This window comes from Streptomyces kryoterrae, assembly GCF_054072135.1.
This window is the reverse complement of sequence record NZ_CM133358.1, coordinates 1,059,484-1,080,290: the sequence shown is the minus strand read 5'-3', so window position 1 is coordinate 1,080,290 and position 20,807 is coordinate 1,059,484. Positions and strand designations below refer to the sequence as shown.

Here is a 20,807-nt window from a genome sequence, read left to right as displayed (position 1 = left end):
TCATCGGCCGACTCGGTGGAGCCTGCAGAGGAAGCGCCCTCACTGGTCGGTTCGGGGTTGGAGGATCACAACCGGGATCTCACGTTCGGTCCATTCCTGGTACATCTCGAAGTCGGTGTAGACCTCCAACAGGAGGGGCCAGAGGCGAGAGCGTTCTTGCGGATCTGCGGTGTGGGCGCGAACCGGTCTTCGCTCGGCGCGGATCTGTATGTGGGTGTCGGGGTGGGAATGCAGGTTGAGGTACCACTGAGGGTGCTTGGGGAGCCCTCCCTGGGAGGCGACGACAACCGTGTCCGGCCCATCGGCCATGTAGAGCAGCGGCGTGGTGTAGAGCCTGCTGGACTTTCGACCGCGATGGTCGAGGAGCAGGACAGGCACGGGCTTGTGGAAGCCTGCGGCTACGCGCCACGTCCCGCCGAGTCGGCCACGGGTGCGGCGGTAGACCCACACTTGCGTCTTGGCCATGTACTTGAAGAGTTTCGGCAGTAGTGGGGAATCCAGTTGCTTGGGTCGTGGCTGCTGATGCGGCACGGATCGCCTCCGATAGGGCAACTTGCCGGTTGCTGCGGTTGGCCGAGCGCCGAACACCACCTGTGGTGTCCACGCTGGGAGTTACTACCGCCACCAGGTATCAAAGGCAATGGACACGACACTCGATCCGGTGAATGCGCCCACACTGCTCTGCATCTCGGTCCGGAGGACGAGGAGACGGACGAGCCCCGCGACAACCGGCCGAACTGATCTTGGAAGACCTCTTGTCATGGCCGTGCACGGATCGCGCACGCCGACGGAACGCGTCCGGCTTTCGTCTGCGGACTGTTGTTGAGAGTAGTGAAGCAACGATGAGGGTGTGAGCCCCCAAGATCTTGTGTAGATCGGTTTCAGGAGAAGCCGCGTCGACTGTCCGGGCGGAGGGCGGGCAGCAGTCGGATGAGCCGCTGAAGGCGTGCCGAGTGGAGCGGCTTCTGCAAGTCCGCGAACTTTCTCTGCTGGGAGAACGGTCGAGGTGCCCCGTGGTTGCTACAGCTTGCGGAAGTCCCAGGAGCCGTCTTCGACGGTGTCAGGCGGATCCACGCATGCCGGCCATCATGAGGCATTGCTTCGAGACCGAAGTTCTTACGGGCGAACAGCGGTTCCATGGTGTCGAGCTCGATGGAGGGTGCCGCGGTACGGGGAATTTCGCCCACGAACTCCACTGTGCCTGACAGTTCGACTCCGCACAGTTCCCCGTACCCCTCGCCGGAGTCGATGACGATTGCGGCGCGCGGGTCGTGACGAAGATCGGCCCATCACTTGTTGCGCACGATGGGGTACAGCCACAACGAGGTGCCATCCCATGCGAACCAGAGGCGCGGACATGCGGGGCGCCGTTGTTCTCGGTCGGCTGCACGATGCACAGTGGGCCCACAGCTGGCACGAACAGGGCAGTGACGGCCTTGGGCCGGGGGTACGGGCCTGGTGCCACGGCGCGGCGCTGGCGGTGGCGAGCCGGAACCCTCAACAGGACCGGCTTGCGGTCAAGGGCGACGGGGCCGACGTGGCCGTGTTGGTGCGGCGGATCCTGGAGGAGATCGGCCCGTCCTGCCTAGTCTCGGGGGAAGCTGCCTTGATTGATGTGCTGGTGCGGCAGCTGCCCAACCTGGCGCCGGTCCCAGGTTCTTCGGACGCGGAGTTGGTGACGGGGGATCAGAGTGCCTTGAGCATGCCGCCGTCGATGACGTATTCGGCGCCGAGGATGTTGCCGGCGGCGTCGGAGAGGAGGAATGCGATCAGGGCTGCGACTTCGTCGGGCTCGTTGACGCGACCGCTGGTGATGTTGAGGGCCTGCGGCATCTGCTGGAGGAGCTGTGCCTGCTGGTCGAATGTGGAGGTGCGGGTCACCCCGGGGGTGACGGTGTTGACGCGCACACCCTGGGGGCCGAACTCTTCGGCCAGGGACTTCCCGAGTGAGGTCAGGGCCGCCTTGGCCGCACCGTACGGGGCCGGGCCCGCGCCAGGTTGCCGGGCCACGATGGACGAGATGTTGACGATCGCGCCGCGGCGTTCGATCAGGCTGGGCAGTGCGGCCCGGGTGGCACGGACGGCGCTGAGCAGATTGAGGTCGAGGAAGCGGGTCCACTGGGCGTCATCGGTCTCCAGGAATCCGGGGACGGTTTCTCTGCCTCCGACGTTGTTCACCAGCAGGTCGATGCCGCCCGGTTCTGCGAGGGCGCTGTCGATCAGGGCGGTGACGCCGTCGGCGGTGCTCAGGTCCGCCGGGAACGTGAGAGCACCGGTTTCCCTCAGTTCAGGTGTGATGGTGCGGGCGGCACCCAGGACGCGGACGCCTTCGGTGATCAGGGTGCGGACGGTGGCCAGTCCGATGCCGCGGCCGGCGCCGGTGACAACCGCTGTCCTGGAGGTGAGATTGAGGTCCACGATGCTCCCTTTCTTGAACTGCCTTACGGACATGGGGAGGAAAAGCTGCTCGCGGTGGCACGCCGAGGCGCGTATGGGGGGATATCGCTCAGCCGGGGCTGTTCTTGCCGTGCTTCCAGTAGCCGAGAAAGGAGATGTCGGACTTCGGTACGCCCTGGTCCTTGACCAGGTGGCGCCGTAGACCCGTGGGAAGGCCGCTCTCGCCCGCCACCCAGCAGTAGATGCGCTGCCCCGGGGCGAGCTTCCAGGAGGACATGACCGTCTTGAGGGCCAGTTGTCCCGGGACGGCGGTGTGGTCGTCGCGGGGCAGCCAGCGGACGGTGACTCCGGCGGGTCCCGTGACCGGTCGGATGTCCCTGCTGTTGGGCACTTCGAGGTAGGCGTCGCCGGTGAGATCGGGCGGTGACTGTTCCAGGATGGACAGGAGAGCCGGTACGGCGCTCTCATCGCCGACGAGCAGGTGGGACTGGGCGGTCGGTGTGGGGAGGTAGCCGATGCCTTCGGGGAACAGGCCCACTGGGTCCCCGGGGCGGGCGTGTAAAGCGAACGTGGAGGCGGGGCCTGCGTCGGCGTGGTCGCCGTGCAGGACGAACTCGATGTCCATCTCCTGCACTTCGGGGCGGAACGCGCGCATGGTGTAGAGGCGGACCCAGGGGCGGACGGCCTGCCGCATGAGCATGAACTGGGCCAGCCAGCCGTTGTGCGAGGCGGTCGGCATGGCGAGTTCCCGCTGGCCGTCGCGGCGGAAGAAGAGCCGGCATGACTGGTCGACGCCCATGGGGTCGAAGTCCGCCAGGTCGGGGCCTTGGAGGGTGAGGGTGATGAAGCTCGGGCTGGTGCGTTCAGCGCGGGTGACCTCGGCGCGGAGCATCCTGCGCCGGGTCGGTGACTGGTGTCGGGGCATGCTGGATCTCCCGGTGGGAGTGGGTCAGGCGGGGTAGGTGAAGGCGGGCAGAAGGATTTCGTCCGTCAGGCGTTCCAGGAACGCGTCCGTGACGGGGACGTCCGCCACGAGAGTCCGATTGATCAGTACGCCCTGGGCCAGTTCGCTGAGCCAGGATGGGTCCACGCCGGAACGCAGCTCACCGCGGTCCTGGGCCCGCTCGATGACCTGTTCCCACATGCCGTCGAGGGGCTGGGCGAGCTGACGTTCGGTCGCCTCGCGCAGGTCCGCGTCACGGCGGATGGCGTCCACGAGGTTGCGCAGCATGGCGCCGTCGCGCTTGAGCCAGTTGCTGACCAGGCGCAGGGCTTCGAGGACGTCGGCGCGGAAACTTCCCTGGTCGGACACGGTGAAGGAGAAGTCCACCCAGCGGCGTACGGCGTCGATGACCAGTTCGTGCTTGGTCGGCCAGCGTCGGTAGAGGGTCGTCTTGGACACGCCCGCCCTGGCCGCCATGAGGTCGAACGTCAGCCGGTCGAAACCGACCTCGCTGAGCAGCTCCACAGTGACGGTGAGGATGTGGCGTTCGCGTTCTCTGATCTTGGCCTGGGATTGCATAGTACGAAACTGTAGCGTACTACTGAAGCGAGGCGAGTCTTAGTGATCACGATCTGAGGAGCGACGACCCATGTCATTGACCCCCCAAGCCGAGGTTCTCCAGACAGCTAGGCCCGTAGGAGCCGACGCGCCCCGGCCTTCCCGCGAATCCGCGGGCTACCTGGAGCGCGTCGACGGCATCCTGCCGCTGCTGAGGGCGAATACGCTCGAGGCCGCCGAGCTCCGGCGCATACCCGAGGAGAGCATCCGGGCGATGGCGGATGCCGGTGTCTTCCGCGCGGTGCAGCCCCGGCAGTGGGGCGGGCTCGAGGTCGACCCGTCGACCTGGGAGGAGGGGCTGGTCCGACTCGGTACGGCGTGCCCCGCCGCCAGCTGGGTCGGCGCGCTCCTGGGCGGCCACGCTTGGTACCTCGGCCTGTTCTCCCAGCAGGCCCAGCAGGACGTCTGGGGTGAGAACCGGAATGCTCGTGCGGCCTCGTCCTTCGCTCCCACCGGCAAGGCGGAGCGCGTCGGTGGCGGATTCCGTCTCACGGGGAAGTGGAAGTTCCTCAGCGGAGTCGACCACGCCCAGTGGATCCTCCTCGGAGGCGTCATCCCGGACGAGGGCGACGGCCCCGAGTTCCGGGCGTTCCTGTTGCCGGCGTCCGACTACGAGATCGATCAGGACAGTTGGCGGGTCGCCGGCCTCCAGGGGTCCGGCAGCAAGGACGTCACCGTCGACGCCGTCGTCCCGGAGTACCGGACGCTGACCGTCGACGCGCTCTACCACCACACCGAGCCGGGCAGGGCCGTCAACACCGGCCCGATCTTCGACCTTCCCTGGATGTCGATGTGGGCATTCAACATCGCCTCCTGCGCGATCGGTGCCGCGACAGGCGCGCTCGACGCCTTCATCGACGACAACCGGCGCCGCGTGTCGGCCGTGACCGGCGCGCCCGCCGCGCAGAACGCGGCCCTGCACACCCGGCTGGCCGAGGCCGTCACCCTGGTCAGGGACGCGCGTGCGCGCATCCCGCGCACCTGGGACCCCATCTACGCCGACGTCGTCGCCGGCGAGCCCGTCTCCGCCGAGACGCGCGTCCAGTCCCGGTTCGAGGCCTCCCAGGCCATTGCCCAGTGTCTCGGCGCGGTCAACAAGGTGTTCGAGGTCAGCGGTGGCGCCGTCATGGGCAGTGACAAGCTGTTCCAGCACTACCTGCGTGACCTGATGGGTATGCGCAACCAGCCCATCGCGATCTACGAGAACCAGGCAGGGCTGTACGCCACCACGCTGTTCGGCGCCCCGGCGGAACTGCCGTTCACCAGGGCGCACATCGGCTGCGTGCTCTGAGGCCGACACGATCTCGACGTGACGTCCGTCCCGTCGCAGGTCTGCCCGGCGGCAGAGGCAGGCCCGCGGCACGGCCGTGGACTGAAGCGGGCGCGAGGTGAAGGTCACCAGCTCGGCGGCGCTGTTACCCAGCATGCGTCGCGGCCTTCATTGGCGTAGGCCCGTCATGGCTCAGCAACTCCACCAGGACATGCGGATCCGCATCCACGACGATGAGTCCGGACCTGTCCAGCTATACCGAACGCCCCGTCGATCGCGGCTGGTTGGCCGACTCCATAACTGCTGGAGTGCCGCCGGGAGCTACCTTCGACGGCGCCACCCCAACCTGAGCCCGCGACCCCAACCTCAACGCCTCTCTGCGCACCACGCGCACAAGGCTCAATCTCCATCACGCGCTTGGTGGGAGTGAACGCTCTTATGACAGACATCATCAGTACCGAAACTCGCCGCTTCCGAGAGGCCATGGCGTCCTTCCCTTCCGGCGTCACCATCGTCACCACCAGCGACGCGACCGGAAAGTGGCGCGGGTTCACGGCGACCTCATTCTGCTCGGTCTCGATGGAACCCCCACTGGTCCTGGTGTGCCTGGCGGCCAACGCCGAATGCCATCCCGCCTTCACCAGCGCCGCACGCTGGCTCGTCCACGTCATCACCGACGAGCACACCGAACTCGCCATGCGGTTCGCCACCCGGGGCGCGGACAAGTTCGCGCATCCCGCCTTCGCCCCCAACGAGCACGGGCTTCCCACCCTCGACAGCGCCGCTGTCATCCTCGAATGCAGCACCTACGAGATCCACCCGGCCGGTGACCACACGATCCTCCTCGGCCGCGTCGACAAGGCGCGCGTCAGCGAGGGCATCCCAACTCTCTATTATCAGCGCGACTTCCATCCCCTTGAGCTCGTACCAGGACGATGAAAGTCCGCCCGAAACCGAGTGGATGAACCACGCCCGGGTGTTTCAGAAGCCTTCCGTTTACCGTTCGACAGGCTTGATCATTTGAACACGGTTCCTGTTCGGGTGCTCTCTCGGCAGCCGGGACATTACTGCAGGGCCTCCGGGTGGCTCCGGGTCGCAATCCCAACCGAGCAGCGCCAGGAGGCGCTAGGGAGTCGATCCTGCGGACGTTCCGCCGCGAGTTCAACTCCGTTCTGGGCGCGCTGGGTTACCGCTACGAGGAGTCGCCGGTCTGTGTGGCCGACGGCACCGCGCCCACACCTGACACGCTGGACGAGTACATCCCGACAGCACGGCCTGGTCATCGGGCGCCGCACGCGTGTCTCGCGCCCGGGGTCTCCACCCTCGACCTGTTCGGGCGGGGGTTCACCCGGCTCGCCTTCGGCAGCGGCATGGCGGCGACCGAGGAGTGGGTCGCGGTGGCCGACCGCAAGGGTGTGCCGTTCCAGGTCGTGCCGGTCGACGACGCGGAGGCTGCGGCTCTGTACGAGTGTCCGTTCGTACTGGTCCGACCAGACGGACATGTGGCCTGGCGCTCGGCGGCGCCGCCCGGCAACGTCGACGAGATCCTCGCCGTGGTAAGCAGCGGCATGGTCACAGGACCCGCCTGACAGCAGGGCTTCGTATCGTCTGTCCACCCTGTCTTCAAGAACAGCCGGGAAGAGCAACGCTGACAGCAGCGGGCGCCGGCGCCTTCACCCCTTGGTCGGTGACCAGCAGTCGCAGGAGAACCCTCTGGGCTTGTCGCTCGGTGGGCCCGGGGCGGGCAGCAGGAGTCGCAGCAGCGACTGCTCCAGCTCGGTCAGGGTGGCCTCGCTGCCGACGACGGCGCTCGGCAGGGTGCTCCACAGGACCAGTTGGCCGTGCAGGGCCGTCCACAGGTGCGTGCCCAGGACCTCGGCCTCGTCGCGGCGGCCGGGGCTGACCACCGCCAGGTACGTGTCCACGGCGTCGGTCCACGCGTGTCCCACCGCGCTGAGGGGGTGGTCGTCGGCAGGCCAGTTCCCGGGCTCGTACTCCAGGCTGAACATCAGCCGGTACCGGCGAGGCTTGTCGACGGCGAACCTGCGGTAGGCGGTGACGGTGGCATGTATCCGCTCCTGCGGATCCGCGCCGCGCCCGGCGGCCGTTTCCCCGGCCTCGGTCATCTCGCTGACCAGCGCGCCATAGGCGACGGCGAGCACCGCCCAGACCAGGTCGGTCTTGTTCTTGAAGTGCAGATAGATGCTGGGCGCGGCGATGCCAACCTCGCGGGCGACTCCCCGCAGGGACAGTGCGTTCTCCTGACCGGTCTCTTCCAGAATGCGGGTCGCCGCGCTCAGGATCTCCTGCCGCAGACGCTCCCCTTCGCCCCAGGCGTTGTGGGCTCGTCGGCCCGGCCCGTCCGCTCCCATGGGTCCCCCTTTTTCGTCCTTCTCCGAGTCACCTTACGGTGTTAGCCTGTACGGACATTCACCTAACGGTGTTAGGTGAAAGAAGAGGAGCAGCCATGTCTTCGTCTCTGCCTGCCCGGATGCGCCTGCTTGACCGACCCACGAACGCGCTTCCGGCCTCGCCGTCCCGCAAGGGAGACCCCCCGCAGCGCCCGCCCCGCCTGTTATCGGGCCAGAACGACTCCCACGCGCTGCGACCGGCCGCTGCCCGGCGTGCGGAGACGACGTCGTGACGTCGAGTTCCGCCGACGGTACGGATTCGCCGCACCGCTTCCTCGTCGCCTCGGTGAGTAAGCGCCCCGACTTCCACGCTCTGGTGTGGCAGGCGCTCGTAGACGTGACCGCCGGCTCCGGACACCTCCTGTCCGACCCGTCGAGCTCCGACCCGAGCGCATCTGCCGACGACGGCGTTCACACCGCACGACAGCCCGCCCACCAGTCCCTGATCGACAAGGCGCGCCGGTTCCTCGTCCGGGCCCTGCCGCACCCGGATCTCCGGCTGGTCACCGCCGACACCCTGTCGGGCGCGGCCCGATCGCTGCACCGGCACTCGACCGGACCTGGGGGAGTACCGCCCCTGGTGCTGATCGACGCGGCGGGTACGGGACCGGAGACGGCACCGCTCGACGCGCCCCTGGCCGATATGGTGGGCACCCTCGCTGACCTCCTGGGAACCACCGAGCACGGCTCCCCACTCATGCGGAACATGGCCGTGTACGTCACCGGACCACCCTCCGAGACCCGGATCGCCCAGCCCTACGATGTCGTGCGCCTGCCCGACGACCCGTGGGTACTCACCGCCGACGTGGCGCGCCGGTTCACCGACCACGTCCAGCACCACCTCGGCAACCCGGCACTGCGCGCCGCCTTCCGCGGCGAGCCCCCGGTGCTCGCCACCGCGCTGCACGACTTCCTCACCGCCCAGGCCGGCAACCGCTGGGGTCTGCACTACTTCACCGGCTCGGTCGTCTCGGGTCTCATCGACGAACTGGACCGCCTCGCCACCGAGGCGGGCAACCCCGTGCTGGGCGGACCCAATGAACACAGCCTCGCCTGCGGTGCGCTGGCCCGCTGGCAGCTGGACGAGGCCCCGTTCCTGATCGTCGTCACCAGCGGGATGGTCGACGAGTTCCGGGGCACCCTCGCCAACCTGCGGGAAGCACGGGCCCGCGGGATCATCGTCTGCGCCGACTCCCCGCGCGGCGCGTGGTTCCCCCTGCAGGGCACCGTCCACGACGCCGAGGACTCCCGGACGGTACTCGCGGCACGCCGTATCCCGTACGTGTACGCGGAGGACCCCGCCACACTTCGGGAAGACCTCGCCGCCGCGTACGACGCCTACCACAAGAGCGACGGCCCGGTCGTGCTGCTTGCCACGCCCTCGGTCCTCTCCTCGGCCGTGCCGCTGCCTCCGGCCCGGTCCGGACCTCGGCGACCGCCGCGTGCCGGGGCCGAGGTTCGGGACGATCAGCTGGCGCCGGTCGTGGACCTTGTCAACTCCGGTCCCGCCAGGCTGCTGTGGCAGTGCGGACCGCTCGGCGGCGAGGAGTCGGCCCTCGTCCACGAGATCGCGGCCCGCGCGGGGGTGGCCCTCGCCGACTCGCCGACCCGACCGGGCAGCGTGACCGGCCACCGTGACGGCCGCAAGGTTGCGGAGTACCTGGGCACCCTCGCCCTGTACGGCTACTCGGCCCGCGTCCACGCCTTCCTGCACCGCGAAGGGCGACTGCGCCCCCGGGACGAACAGGCGGTCCTCTTCCTCAAGAGCCGTGTCAGCGAGGTGTCCACACCGTTCTCGCCACACGCACTGTCCCGGAGACTTCGCGTGGTCCAGGTCACCCGCGAGGCCGCGCATCTGGCCCCGTTCACGGATCACCCGGTGCACGCCGAAGCCCTGCCGTTCCTGCGAGCGCTGCGCGAGCGCCTCGACGTCGGCCCCGAGCTGTTGGCCCGGCGCCGGGCCGCCATCGCCGAGACCCGGCACAGCCCGGACGATGCCGTGCACGCCCTGCCCGTCCTGCCCATGTCCGCCAACTACTTCTTCCACCAACTCGGCCGCCTGCTGGAGCGGTTGATCACGGAGGAGGGCTACACGTACACGGGAGTGTTCGACGCCGGACGCGGCGGCATGTCGGCGATGCGCAACCTCCCCAGGACCGGTCCTGGTTTCTCCGGCTGGTACGGGCGGGCCCTGATGGGTGACGCGCTCCAAGCCGTGCCCACGGTGGCGCTGACCCGGGACGACAACGTCCTGGCCTTCGTCGGCGACGGAGCCTCCGCCCTCGTACCCGACATCGTGCCCACCATCGTCCAGCAGGTGTGCGTGTACGGGCAGCGGCTGCGCCGCAACCTGACCGTGTTCCGGCTCATCGACGGCGGGCTCTCGATGATCCGTTCCTTTGCCGAAGGCCGCGCGGGCGCCGGGCTCCACCGCCAGAACCAGGTGCTCACCCTGCTCGACCCCGAGTGGACCAGAGATTTCGGCCCTCTCACGGTTCGGCACCGCCACGTCCAGGACGTCCACCCGGAGCACCTGCGCGACTGGCTGACCCAGCCGGCCACCGTCAACCTCTGCTCGGTCCTGCTGTCCCACAACAACGAGGGTGACGGGCTGAGCCCGCTGTCCGCACTGGGCTGGCAGCGCGACGAACTCTCCCCCCTCACCCTCCCCTCGCCCATCACGCCGGGCACGGTGCGCGACCGAGCCTGAGCACGCTCCCGCTCTCGCCCGGATCGTCCGGCAGCAGGGCCGGCGGCGTCACGTGCCGGTACCCGGTACACCGAGGCTCGGCCACGCGCTACGTACTGCCGGTCGCTCCCAGCCCTCCGCCTCCTGTCTCCCCCCACCCTCGTGTCTTCACCCGAAGGAACGGTCTTGTCCCTCACGGCGATCCCCCCTGCTCTGCCCACACCCGCAACCGAGGCGGAATCCCCGCCCACCCCCGACCCCGTCCCTTTCGGCTTCCTCGCCCATGCCGCCACCGACGCGCACCGGAACGAGGTCCGTGCCTTCGATCTCCTCGGTCGGCTCCTCGACGAACACCGGGGCATCGAACGCGCGGCGAGCGGGCACCCCAGTGTGCTCGTACCGCTCTTCACCTCGGTCACCTCGCCCACCGGCGCCCGGTGCACCGGGAAAGTGTGGCAACTCCCTTACACGGCAGGCCAGTTGCTGCGCCACCCCGTGACGGCCAGGGAACTGGTCGCCACCGAGGCCGCCCGGCTGCGGGACGACGGCGCTCGGCTGATCGGCCTCGGCGGTGCCACCTCGATCGTCGGCGACCGCGGGGTGTGGACGGCCCGCCACGTCGGTACCACGATGACCAGTGGTAACTCACTGACCACGTACGCCGCTCACCAGGAACTCCTCCATGTCGTACGGCTGCTGGAGCTGGCGCCGGAGCGGACGAGAGTGGCCGTGGTGGGCTACCCCGGCTCGATCGCGCTGGCCATGGCGAAGCTCCTGCTGGCCGACGGCTTCCTCCTGGACCTGGTGGCCCGACGCGGCACCAGGCCGCCCGCCGCCCTGCTCGCCCATCTCGACGCGAGGGACCGCGAGCGGGTGCGGCTCGTGGACGAGGTGGCTCAGTGTGCGGGGGACACCCGACTGTTCGTGTGCGCGTCGTCGGTCGGCGGTCTCGTGGACCCCGATCTGCTGCCGCCCGGTTCGGTGGTGGTCGACGTGGCGTTGCCCCGCGATGTGAGCGCCCGGCCGCGCGCCACGAGCGACGTACTCGTCGTCGATGGTGGCCTGGTCAGCGGATCCGAGAGGGTCGTCATCGGGAACGGTGATCTTCCCAGCCCCGCCCAGCAGCTCAACGGCTGCCTCGCCGAGACAGTGGTGCTGGCCCTGGAAGGCCGCGCGGAGTCGTTCTCGCTCGGGCGTGAGCTGCCGCTCGAACGGGTGCGACTGATCGGGGAGTTGGCGGCGCGGCACGGCTTCGTACCCTTCCCACTCGCCTCGTTCGGGCGTCGGATCGCGGACGAGGACGTGGAGCGGCTGGCGCGCCATCACCGCCCGGCCCGCACCGCCACGGCTCCCGGCGCCGACGTGGCGCCGGTGGCTGCACCGGTCACCGGGCCGACCCGACGGCGCTTCGCCGAGCGGATCAACCCGCCCATGGCACGGCTGTTCGCCGCCCACGGTCTGGACCGGGTGTTCACCGGGGCCCGCGGATGCGTCCTGACCACCGAGGACGGGACCGACTTCCTGGACTTCGTCGCCGGCTACGGGTGTCTGAACCTCGGTCACAACCACCCCGAGGTGACGCGGCGGCTGCGGGAGTTCCTCGACCACGGTTCGCCGACGTTCGTGCAGTACGTGTCGATGCCGGTGCAGACCGCCGAACTGGCCGAGCGGCTCAGCGTCCTCGCGCCCGGTCGGCTCGACCGGGTGTTCTTCAGCAATTCCGGTACGGAGGCGGTGGAGGCCGCGCTGAAGGTGGCTCGCGCCGCGACGGGCCGTACCCGGCTCGTCCACGCCGACAACAGCTTCCACGGCAAGACCCTGGGCGCGCTGTCCGTGACCGGCCGTGACCTGCACCGAAAGCCGTTCGGTCCGCTGCTGCCCGACACTCTGGCGGTCCCGTACGGCGATTTGGACGCCCTGGCCTCCGCGATCGATGGGGCGGCCGCGTTCATCGTCGAACCGGTGCAGGGCGAGGGGGGTGTCGTCCTGCCCCCGTCCGGCTATCTCAAGGCCGCCCGTGAACTGTGCCGCCGTAGCGGAGCGGCCTTCGTCCTCGACGAGATCCAGACCGGCCTCGGCCGCACCGGACGTCTCTTCGCCGCCGAGCACGACGACCTCGACCCCGACGTGCTCTGCCTGGCCAAGTCGCTCTCCGGCGGCCTGGTGCCGATCGCGGCGACCCTGTGCGACGCCGACCTGTGGGACGCGGCCTACGGCAGCACCAACCGCGCTCTGCTGCACTCCTCGACCTTCGGCGGCGGCAACTTCGCGGCCGTGGCGGGCCTGTCGACCCTGGACGTGTTGACCGCCGAGCGGCTGCCGGAGCACGCGCACAACGTCGGAGAGCACCTGCGTGCCGCGCTGCGGAAGGCGTGCGCGCCGTATGGCTTCGTCAAGGACGTCCGTGGCATCGGTCTGATGACGGCCATCGAGTTCGACGGAGACTTCTCCGGCGCGGCCTCCGCCCTCACCGACGAACTCCTCACCCGCCTCCCCGGCGATCTGCACGCGCTCGCCGACTGGCTGCCCGACAGCCTGCGCACCGCGCTGACCCGTGCGGGTACGGCCGTGGAATCCGCCTTGGGCGATCTGTTGTGCCTCCGTTTCGTCGCCTCGCTCGCCCGCGACCACCGCATCCTCACCTTCGTCACGGCGAACCACACACAGGTCCTGCGGATCCAGCCCCCGCTTGTGGTCTCCTTCGCCGAGGCCGACCGGTTCGTCGAGAGCGTCGAGGCGGTCTGCCGTGACCTGTCGCTCCACGCCGATGTCGGCGCCTGGCGAGGGACTGGTACCTGACGTGCCGTCACCGGAGCGTGGGCGCACCGCGCGCTGCCCGGCGGGCCGTACCCCGACCGTCCTCGCCTCCGGGACAGGTCCTGCGAACACGTATCACGGACAGGAGATAATCATGAGCGGCACAATCGAACAGCGTCTCGTCGACGCCCTGGTGGACCGCCTGGGGCTTCAACCCGAGGAGCTCACGCCCGACGCCCGTTTCAGGGAAGACCTGGGACTGGACTCACTGGACATGGTCGATCTGGTCTCGACGCTGGAGAACGAGCTCGGCGTACCCGTGACCGACAAGATGGCGCTCGCCCTCACCTCGCTCGGCGATGTCGTCGCCTACGTGGACGCCCAGCATGCCGCCTCCCACGAGCCGACGGCATGAGCGGCCGTCGCGTGGTGGTCACCGGGCTCGGCCCGGTGACCCCGGTCGGAGTCGGCGCCAAGGCGTTCCACGCGGGCCAACTGGAGGGCCGCAGCGCCGTGCGCCCGATCAGCAGGTTCGACGCCTCCGAACTGCCCTCGCGGATCGCGGCGGAGGTCGACCTTCCTGACGAACTGCGGCTGCCGCGACGAGACGTGCTCAGCACGGACCGCGTCACTCAGCTGGCCGCCGCCGCGGCCGAACTGGCCATCGAAGACGCCCGACTGGACATGGCAGCGGCCGACCGTGACCGGATCGGTGTGGTCGTGGGCACCGGTTGCGGGGGCTCCCAGACCATCTGCGACGGCGGGGCGGCGATAGCCCTGAAAGGGATGAGAGGAGTCGGAGCGCGCTTCATTCCGATGTCGATGTGCAACAGCCCCGCGGCCTGGATCGCCATCCGCCACGGAATCGGCGGCCCCGTCACCACCACCGTCACCGCATGCGCCAGCGGCGCCGACGCGCTGGTGGCCGCCTACCAGATGATCGTCTCGGGCGAAGCCGATGTCGTGCTCGCGGGTGGCGCGGAGGCCCCGCTCACCAAGCTCGTGATGAGTGGCTTCGCCAGGATGAAGGCACTGTCCCCGCACAACGAGGAACCGGCCCGGGCCAGCCGCCCCTTCAACGCCGACCGTACCGGCTTCGTCCTGGGCGAAGGCGCGGCCGTGCTCGTCCTGGAGGAAGCCGGTCACGCACGGTCCCGGGGCGCCAGAGCACTGGCGGAGCTGCGCGGTTACGGCCGCAGCAGCGACGCCCACCACGTCGTGGCGCCCCGCCCGGACGGGGCCGCCGCCGCTCGGGCGGTCACCGCCGCACTGCGCTCGGCGGGGGTCACTCCCGAAGAGGTCTCCCATGTCAACGCGCACGGTACCGGCACCGTCCTTAACGACGCCGCCGAGGCTGCTGCCCTCGTCACGGCCCTGGGCCCGGCCGCCGAACGTATCCCGGTGACCGCCACCAAGTCGCTGATCGGCCACACACTCGGCGCCGCCGGCGCGATCGAAGCGGTGGCCGCCGTGCAGGCGCTCCTGCACCAAGTGGTCGCACCGACGGCCAACCTCGACGATCCCGACCCGGCGATCGGCCTCGACCTGGTCAGGGGGCGCCCCCGCGACACCCAGGTCTCGACCGTGCTGTCCAGCTCCTTCGCGTTCGGCGGGCACAACGTGGTGCTGGTCCTGGGACAGCCGTGATCGCCGTACTCCGACCCTCGCGGAAAGGAAGCCCATGTCCATGAGCAGCGCACCCGCACAAGGGACCGCGCCGATCCCGCAACGTCCGGCCCTGCCCCTGATAGGCCACGCGCTCAGTGTGCCCACGGGCGACGACGGCCTCCCGTATCTGCTGGACGAGGCCAGGAAGCAGGGGCCGCTGTACAAGCTCCGCATCTTCGGCACCGAGTACAACATGGTGTCCGGCCTGGACCTTGTCACCGAACTGTCGGACGAGACCCGGTTCGTCAAGAACGTGCACCCGGACCTGATGGCGCTGCGCGAGATCATCGGGGACGGGCTGATCAGCGCCCGCAACGACGAGCCGAACTGGCGCAAGGCGCACGACATCCTGATGCCGGCGTTCTCCCTGGGCGCGATGCGCGGATACCACGGCACGATGGTCGAGGTCGCCCGGAGACTGATCGCCAAGTGGGACCGGGCGGCCGGAGAGCACCCGGTGGACGTCACCGCCGACCTGACCCGGCTGGCCTTCGACACCATCGGGCTGAGCGGCTTCGGCTACGACTTCGAGTCGTTCCGCAGCGGCGAGCCGCATGCCTTCACCCAGGCCCTGTCACGGGCGTTGGACTTCGTCCAGTACGTAGGGTGGAAGTCCGGACTCGGCGCTTTCCGACGGAAGCCCGCCCAGCGGTTCCGCGAGGACGTCGCATTGATGAACGACCTGGTCGGCGAGGTGGTCCGGCGGCGCAGGGCGGCGGACGACCGCGGCACCGAAGACCTGCTGGGCCGGATGCTGCACACCCGCGACGCGGTGACGGGCGAGCTGCTGGACGACGCCAACGTGCGCTACCAGGTGATCACTTTCCTCATCGCCGGGCACGAGACCACCGGCGCGACCTTGTCGTTCGCCCTGTACTACCTGACCAAGCACCCCGAGGTGCTCGCCCGTGCCCAGGCGGAAGTGGACGCGCTGTGGGGCGACACAGACGTGCCGGACCCGCGGCACGGGGACATCGGCAAGCTGCGCTATGTCCGCCAGGTGATCAACGAGAGCCTGCGGCTGTGGCCGCCGGCACCGGCGTACGCTGTCGAACCGCTGGCGGACACCGTCATCGCCGGCAAGTACGCCTTACGCAAGGGCGAATCGCTCATGGTGTTCACCCCGGCACTGCACCGGGACCCCGCCTGGGGGGACAACGTGGAGCTGTTCGACCCGGAACGGTTCTCGCCGGAGCGGGAGGAGAACCGCCCGGTCCATCTGTACAAGCCGTTCGGCCACGGTGAACGGGCCTGTCTCGGGCGTCAGTTCGCGCTGCACGAGGCGACGCTGGTGCTGGCGCTGCTGGTGCACCGATACCGTCTGATCGACCACGCGGACTACCGGCTGCGGGTGGGGATGACGCTCACCATCAAGCCGGCCGAGTTCGCGCTGGACCTGGTACGGCGCGCGACCGGCGAACGCCGTCTGCCGGGCACCGCCGGGAGCGGCGAACCCACCGGGCCGACGGCCCGGCGAACAGCTGGCACCGCGCTGACCGTGCTGCACGGCTCCAACCTGGGAACCTGCGAGGCCATCGCCCGTGACCTGGCCGCCGACGGCGACGAACACGGCTTCCACACCACCGTCGCCCCCCTCGACGACGCCGTCGGCAGGCTCGCCTCCGCCGACGGTCCCGTGGTGATCGTGGCCGCCTCCTACAACGGCCGCCCCACCGACGACGCCGCCCGGTTCCTGGCCTGGACCGAGCAGCTCCGGCCGGGATCACTCGACGGCGTCCACCACGCCGTGCTCGGCGTCGGCGACCGCAACTGGACCGCCACCTACCAGCACGTCCCGACCCTGATCGACGAGCGGCTGATCGCCGCCGGGGCCACCCCGCTCCTTGAGCGCGGCATCGCCGACGCCTCCGGACACTTCGCCGGCGCCGTCGACCGGTGGACCGGCGACCTGCGGACCACCCTGCTGGAGAAGTACGGCGCCCCGGCGAAGGCGGAGCCCGACGCCGAGACCGGAACCGCGCCGGACGGCGGCCAAGGGCTGTACGACCTTCAGGCAGCGCCGGAATCGGTCACCGGGCGACTCGCCGCACAGTACGGCGTACGGCCCATGGAGGTGCTCGACGCCCACGAACTGGTCGACATGGACCATCGGCTCGGCCGCTCGAAACGCCGTGTCCGGCTGCGGCTGCCCGAGGGCGTCACCTACCGCACCGGCGATCACCTGGCGGTGCTGCCCCGCAACCCGGACGACCTCGTCCGGCGCGTCGCCGACCGCTTCGGTCTCGACCTGGAGCGCACCGTCCTGCTGCGGGCCCGCCGCAGCAGCCGCAACGCCCTTCCCGTCGACAGGCCCCTGAGCCTGCGCCACCTGCTCACCGACTTCGTGGAACTGCAGGACCCGGCTACCCCGGACCAGATCGCCGCACTGGCCGCGCACACCACGTGCCCGCCCGAGCACCGTCCCCTGGCCGCACTCGCCACAGCGCACCCCGACGCCTTCCGCGCACAGGTCACCGACACCGGGTGCAGCGTCCTGGACCTCCTGGAGCGCTACCGTGCCTGCGAGCTGCAGTTCGAACGGTTCCTGGAGATGCTGTCCGTTCTGCGGCCACGCCACTACTCCATCTCCTCGTCCGCCGAGGCCACACCCGACACGGTGGACCTGATGGTGTCGCCGCTGGAGGAACCCCACCGCGGCGGTGCGGGTATCTTCCGTGGTATCGCCTCGCACCACCTGAAGACCGTGGGCACCGGCGACACCGTCCACGCCCGGGTCCTTCCCTGCGAAGACGCCTTCCGGCTGCCGAAGGACACCTCCGTGCCCGTGATCGTGGTCAGCGCGGGCACCGGTCTCGCCCCCTTCCGCGGAGCGATCCTGGACCGCCTGCACAGCGGGTCCACCGGCACCCTGCTGTGCTACTTCGGCTGTGACCACCCCGAGGTCGACTACCTCCACCGCGCCGAACTCGAGTCGGCTCAGCGAGCCGGAGTCGTCAGCCTGCGCCCCACCTTCATGCACGCCCCCGAGAACGGCGTGCGCTTCGTCCAGGACCGTATCGACAGAGAGGGCGACGAGATCTGGGCCGTGCTGGAAGCCGGCGCACATGTCCACGTCTGCGGTGACGGCTCCCGCATGGCCCCTGCCGTACGGGAGGCGTTCCGGGCCGTCTACCGCCGGCACACCGGCGCCGGGGACGAAGAGGCCACCGCATGGCTGAGCGCCCTGATCGAGTCCGGCGCGTACGTCGAAGACGTCTGGACGAGCTGAACGCCCCTATCCTCCACGACCATCCGATCCTCCACGACATGACCATCCGAAAGGACCGCCCTCGAAATGACAGAGAACCAGATTCCTCAGCCGGCCGATGTCGGAGAGATGTACGACCAGGTCACCGAGCAGTTCATGCGGGCTCTCGGAGACAACGTCCACTTCGGTTTCTGGCACGACGACAAGGACGACACCCCGGTCCAGGAAGCCACCGACCGGCTCACCGACATCGTCGCCGACCGACTCGCCCTCTCCACCGGCACGGAGGTTCTGGACATCGGATGCGGCACCGGCCGGTCCACTGTCAGGATCGCCGCCCGCCATCAGGCGAACATCACCGCCATTACCGTCAGCCCACACGAACTGGAGCTGGCACAGGCGTACGCGGCGACCGGGCCGCACGCCGGCCAGGCCACGTTCCGGCTGGCCGACGCGATGGCCCTCCCTTTCCCCGACGGCTGTTTCGGAGCGGCCTACGCCATCGAGTCGCTCGTGCACATGCCCGACCGGGCCAAGGCCGTCGCCGAGATCGCGCGAACCCTGCGCCCGGGCGGACGCCTCGTCATCACCGACATCCACCGGCACGGAGACATCGATCAACAGGAAGCCGACCGCATGGCCGCCGTCGCGCGGCTCGTCCAGCTCCCGCCGTTCGACAGCACCGAGCACTACGAACAGAACATCGCCGCCGCCGGTCTCGATCTCGTCGATTTCGAGGACCTCAGCGACAACGTCCACCGCAGCACCTCGTTGGTCGCGGAGTCCCTGCGGCAGGCGGCCAAGGAACCCGGCCTGGACCCGGGAACCCGTGCACATCTGCACGACGTGGTGAGCGCGGTCGAGACGCTCACAGGTCACCCGAACCTGCGCTATTCGCTCATCACCGCACGACGGCCCTGATCCGCGCACGGCCTGCGGATTTCCGTGAAGAGAGAGAAGGAAAGATCGTGGCTCCAACGGAACAAGAGCACCGGGCCGCCGGACGAATCCTTGTCATCGGCGGGTACGGGGCCGTCGGTACGAGGGTGACATCGACCCTCGACGCATGGTTTCCGGGCATGGTGGTCCCGAGCGGGCGGGACGGGGTCCGGGCACGCCGGAGCGGAGGCGTCCGCGTGGACGTCACCGACCCCCCGGGCTTCCGGCGGGCACTGGACGAGCTGGGTGACGTGGCGGTGGCGGTACTGTGCGTCGAACCTCCGGACGGAAGCGTCGCGCGCGCGTGCCTGGAGCGCGGAATCCACGTCGTCGACATCAACGCCACCAGGCCGTACCTGGGTGCCGTGGAGTCGCTGGACACCACGGCGGTCGACAGCGGTGCCACGGCCGTACTCAGCGTGGGTGTCGCTCCGGGACTGACGAACCTGCTCGCCCGCCGCGCCCACGAGAGTGTCGGTGGTGCCGAGCGCCTCGACCTCACCGTGCTGATCGGAGCCGGTGAGCGGCACGGCCCCGACGCGCTGCGCTGGACCCTCGCGGGTCTTGCCGAGCCCCCCTCCCGGGCCCGCCCGAAGCGGACCGTGCTGCCGGGACACGGCACGAGGACCGCCTACCCGTTCCCCGTCTCCGACCAGTACACCCTCGCCCGCACGCTGGACATCCCCGCGGTCACCACCCGGTTGTGCCTGGACTCCCGGCCGCTGACCACCGCACTGTTCGCACTGCGCCGGCCCGGGCTGCGGCAAGCGGTCGGCCGGCCCGCGGTGCGGCGCGGACTGATCGGTGCCTTCGGCCGCGTACACCTGGGTGGCGACGGCTTTGCGGTACGTGTCGACGCACGGCGTGGCGATCAACACGCGACCTGTGCGCTCACCGGACGCGAACAGAGCAGTGTCACCGGCCTGGTGGCCGCCCACGTCACCCGTGAACTGATCCAGGCGTCCTTCCCTCCGGGCGTCCACCACATCGAGCAGCTGCCGACCCTGGCTGGACTGCCGGAGATCCTGGCCAGGCACGGTGTCACGCTGCTGCACCCGGTTCGGCTGCGTGGACCTCGAGCGCAGGATGAAGCCGGCGCCGGTGGTCGTACTCGGCCATGACGGCAGCGGCGATGCGATGTCTCGTACCTCGTGTGGTCGTTTCCTGCTGATCAACGGTTCCGCCGTGCTGGGGGACAGCGAGGCCGGCGGGCAGGCCCCGGAGAACCGGAACGGCGACGTCGTGGATGTGGCGGTTGATCAGCGTGCGCAGGACGGGCCACTTCTCGATCAGCAGCTCGTGATCGAGGAAGGCGACGAGGTCGCTCTGCTGACCTTCGGTGAGCACGGTCCGGTACAGGCCCACCCGGACCTTCGGCCGGTCCAGGGTGAAGCTCGTCAGCCCGGACCGGGCCACATGCAGGGGGAGCGCCTCGACACCGTGCTTGGGACCCGCCAGGACTTCGAGCTGTGCGGGCACGCGGCGACGGTAGCGCGCCCGGAGTATGTCGCTCGCATCCGCCGGACCGGAGGAAGTGCCCGTGTCCAAGCCTTGCAGTGCCCGCCCGCTGTCAAGCGGGGTTCTCCTACCGGTATCGAAGTCGCCTGCCAGGAAGGTTCTCCGACCTGTCGCCAGGGCATCGCGGACGGTGCGCCGAAGGCCTGTCCAGGTCAGCGATCACTTCGACTTGTGTGTTCTCGGCGATCCGCGCCGGTTGCCCGACTCGGGGATCGCGGAGCGGCCCTGCAGATGCGCGTGCAGGATCACCTGCGCGTGCTTCTTGGCGTGGGCCTGCGCGATCGCCTGGACGGTCGGGTCGGCGAGCGTGCTCTCTCCGGTCTCGTCCTCGTCCCGGTAGAAGGTGATTCCGCCGATCGGAGAACACTCCTGGGGCAGGACGCCGTGCT

The 20,807-nt window shown here is 69.4% G+C and carries 16 protein-coding genes and 1 pseudogene; 10 read left to right on the top strand and 7 right to left on the bottom strand.

The window, feature by feature from the left end:
- Positions 1–39: 39 nt before the first annotated feature.
- From ACW4TU_RS04415 to ACW4TU_RS04395, 5 genes and pseudogenes are all read right to left on the bottom strand, one after another.
- Complete coding sequence (locus ACW4TU_RS04415; protein ID WP_457424822.1) at positions 40–465, bottom strand: nitroreductase family deazaflavin-dependent oxidoreductase; 426 nt, start codon at positions 463–465, stop codon at positions 40–42.
- Positions 466–1,020: 555 nt separating this feature from the next.
- Positions 1,021–1,372: pseudogene (locus ACW4TU_RS04410) on the bottom strand (pyridoxamine 5'-phosphate oxidase family protein); the annotation flags it as partial.
- A 314-nt stretch (positions 1,373–1,686) separates the two neighbouring features.
- Positions 1,687–2,418 (bottom strand): SDR family NAD(P)-dependent oxidoreductase, encoded by a 732-nt coding sequence (locus ACW4TU_RS04405; protein ID WP_457424820.1) that lies wholly within the window; start codon positions 2,416–2,418, stop codon positions 1,687–1,689.
- An 88-nt stretch (positions 2,419–2,506) separates the two neighbouring features.
- Complete coding sequence (locus ACW4TU_RS04400) at positions 2,507–3,322, bottom strand: siderophore-interacting protein (protein WP_457424818.1); 816 nt, start codon at positions 3,320–3,322, stop codon at positions 2,507–2,509.
- A gap of 24 nt (positions 3,323–3,346) precedes the next feature.
- Entirely contained in the window at positions 3,347–3,919 is a 573-nt protein-coding gene (locus tag ACW4TU_RS04395; RefSeq protein ID WP_457424816.1) for a TetR/AcrR family transcriptional regulator, read from the bottom strand.
- Positions 3,920–3,989: 70 nt separating this feature from the next.
- Between ACW4TU_RS04395 and ACW4TU_RS04390 the strand changes: the two genes are divergently transcribed.
- The 3 genes from ACW4TU_RS04390 (at position 3,990) to ACW4TU_RS04380 (ending at position 6,817) form a co-directional block, all read left to right on the top strand.
- Positions 3,990–5,249 (top strand): acyl-CoA dehydrogenase family protein, encoded by a 1,260-nt coding sequence (locus ACW4TU_RS04390; protein ID WP_457424814.1) that lies wholly within the window; start codon positions 3,990–3,992, stop codon positions 5,247–5,249.
- A 462-nt stretch (positions 5,250–5,711) separates the two neighbouring features.
- Entirely contained in the window at positions 5,712–6,167 is a 456-nt protein-coding gene (locus ACW4TU_RS04385) for a flavin reductase family protein (RefSeq protein WP_457424812.1), read from the top strand.
- Positions 6,168–6,310: 143 nt separating this feature from the next.
- The gene (locus ACW4TU_RS04380) at positions 6,311–6,817 is read left to right on the top strand and encodes an aromatic-ring hydroxylase C-terminal domain-containing protein (protein WP_457424810.1); all 507 of its coding nucleotides are present in this window, start codon (positions 6,311–6,313) and stop codon (positions 6,815–6,817) included.
- Positions 6,818–6,901: 84 nt separating this feature from the next.
- Here ACW4TU_RS04380 and ACW4TU_RS04375 read toward each other — a convergent pair whose 3' ends face one another.
- A complete protein-coding gene (locus ACW4TU_RS04375) occupies positions 6,902–7,600 on the bottom strand; it encodes a TetR/AcrR family transcriptional regulator (protein ID WP_457424808.1) in 699 nt (232 codons plus the stop codon).
- 268 nt (positions 7,601–7,868) lie between these two features.
- Here ACW4TU_RS04375 and ACW4TU_RS04370 point away from each other — a divergent pair, with 268 nt between their 5' ends.
- The 7 genes from ACW4TU_RS04370 to ACW4TU_RS04340 all read left to right on the top strand — a co-directional run bounded on the left by ACW4TU_RS04370 (position 7,869) and on the right by ACW4TU_RS04340 (position 20,021).
- Positions 7,869–10,349: a hypothetical protein gene (locus ACW4TU_RS04370; RefSeq protein WP_457424806.1), complete on the top strand. Its 2,481-nt coding sequence runs from the start codon at positions 7,869–7,871 to the stop codon at positions 10,347–10,349.
- 165 nt (positions 10,350–10,514) lie between these two features.
- Positions 10,515–13,127 carry a prodigiosin MAP biosynthesis aminotransferase PigE gene (gene pigE / locus ACW4TU_RS04365; protein ID WP_457424804.1) on the top strand — a complete coding sequence of 871 codons (2,613 nt, stop codon included), beginning with the start codon at positions 10,515–10,517 and terminating at the stop codon, positions 13,125–13,127.
- 112 nt (positions 13,128–13,239) lie between these two features.
- The gene (locus ACW4TU_RS04360; protein WP_457424802.1) at positions 13,240–13,500 is read left to right on the top strand and encodes an acyl carrier protein; all 261 of its coding nucleotides are present in this window, start codon (positions 13,240–13,242) and stop codon (positions 13,498–13,500) included.
- Complete coding sequence (locus ACW4TU_RS04355) at positions 13,497–14,732, top strand: beta-ketoacyl-[acyl-carrier-protein] synthase family protein (protein WP_457424800.1); 1,236 nt, start codon at positions 13,497–13,499, stop codon at positions 14,730–14,732. The genes ACW4TU_RS04360 and ACW4TU_RS04355 overlap by 4 nt, the downstream gene beginning before the upstream one ends.
- A gap of 40 nt (positions 14,733–14,772) precedes the next feature.
- The gene (locus ACW4TU_RS04350) at positions 14,773–17,982 is read left to right on the top strand and encodes a bifunctional cytochrome P450/NADPH--P450 reductase (RefSeq protein ID WP_457424798.1); all 3,210 of its coding nucleotides are present in this window, start codon (positions 14,773–14,775) and stop codon (positions 17,980–17,982) included.
- Between the two features lie 66 nt (positions 17,983–18,048).
- Complete coding sequence (locus tag ACW4TU_RS04345; RefSeq protein ID WP_457424796.1) at positions 18,049–18,882, top strand: methyltransferase domain-containing protein; 834 nt, start codon at positions 18,049–18,051, stop codon at positions 18,880–18,882.
- Positions 18,883–18,929: 47 nt separating this feature from the next.
- A complete protein-coding gene (locus tag ACW4TU_RS04340) occupies positions 18,930–20,021 on the top strand; it encodes a saccharopine dehydrogenase family protein (protein ID WP_457424794.1) in 1,092 nt (363 codons plus the stop codon).
- Here the strand turns inward: ACW4TU_RS04340 and ACW4TU_RS04335 are convergent.
- Positions 19,942–20,379, bottom strand: a complete 438-nt coding sequence (locus ACW4TU_RS04335; protein WP_457424792.1) for a hypothetical protein — start codon at positions 20,377–20,379, stop codon at positions 19,942–19,944. The genes ACW4TU_RS04340 and ACW4TU_RS04335 overlap by 80 nt on opposite strands.
- Between the last annotated feature and the right edge of the window lie 428 nt (positions 20,380–20,807).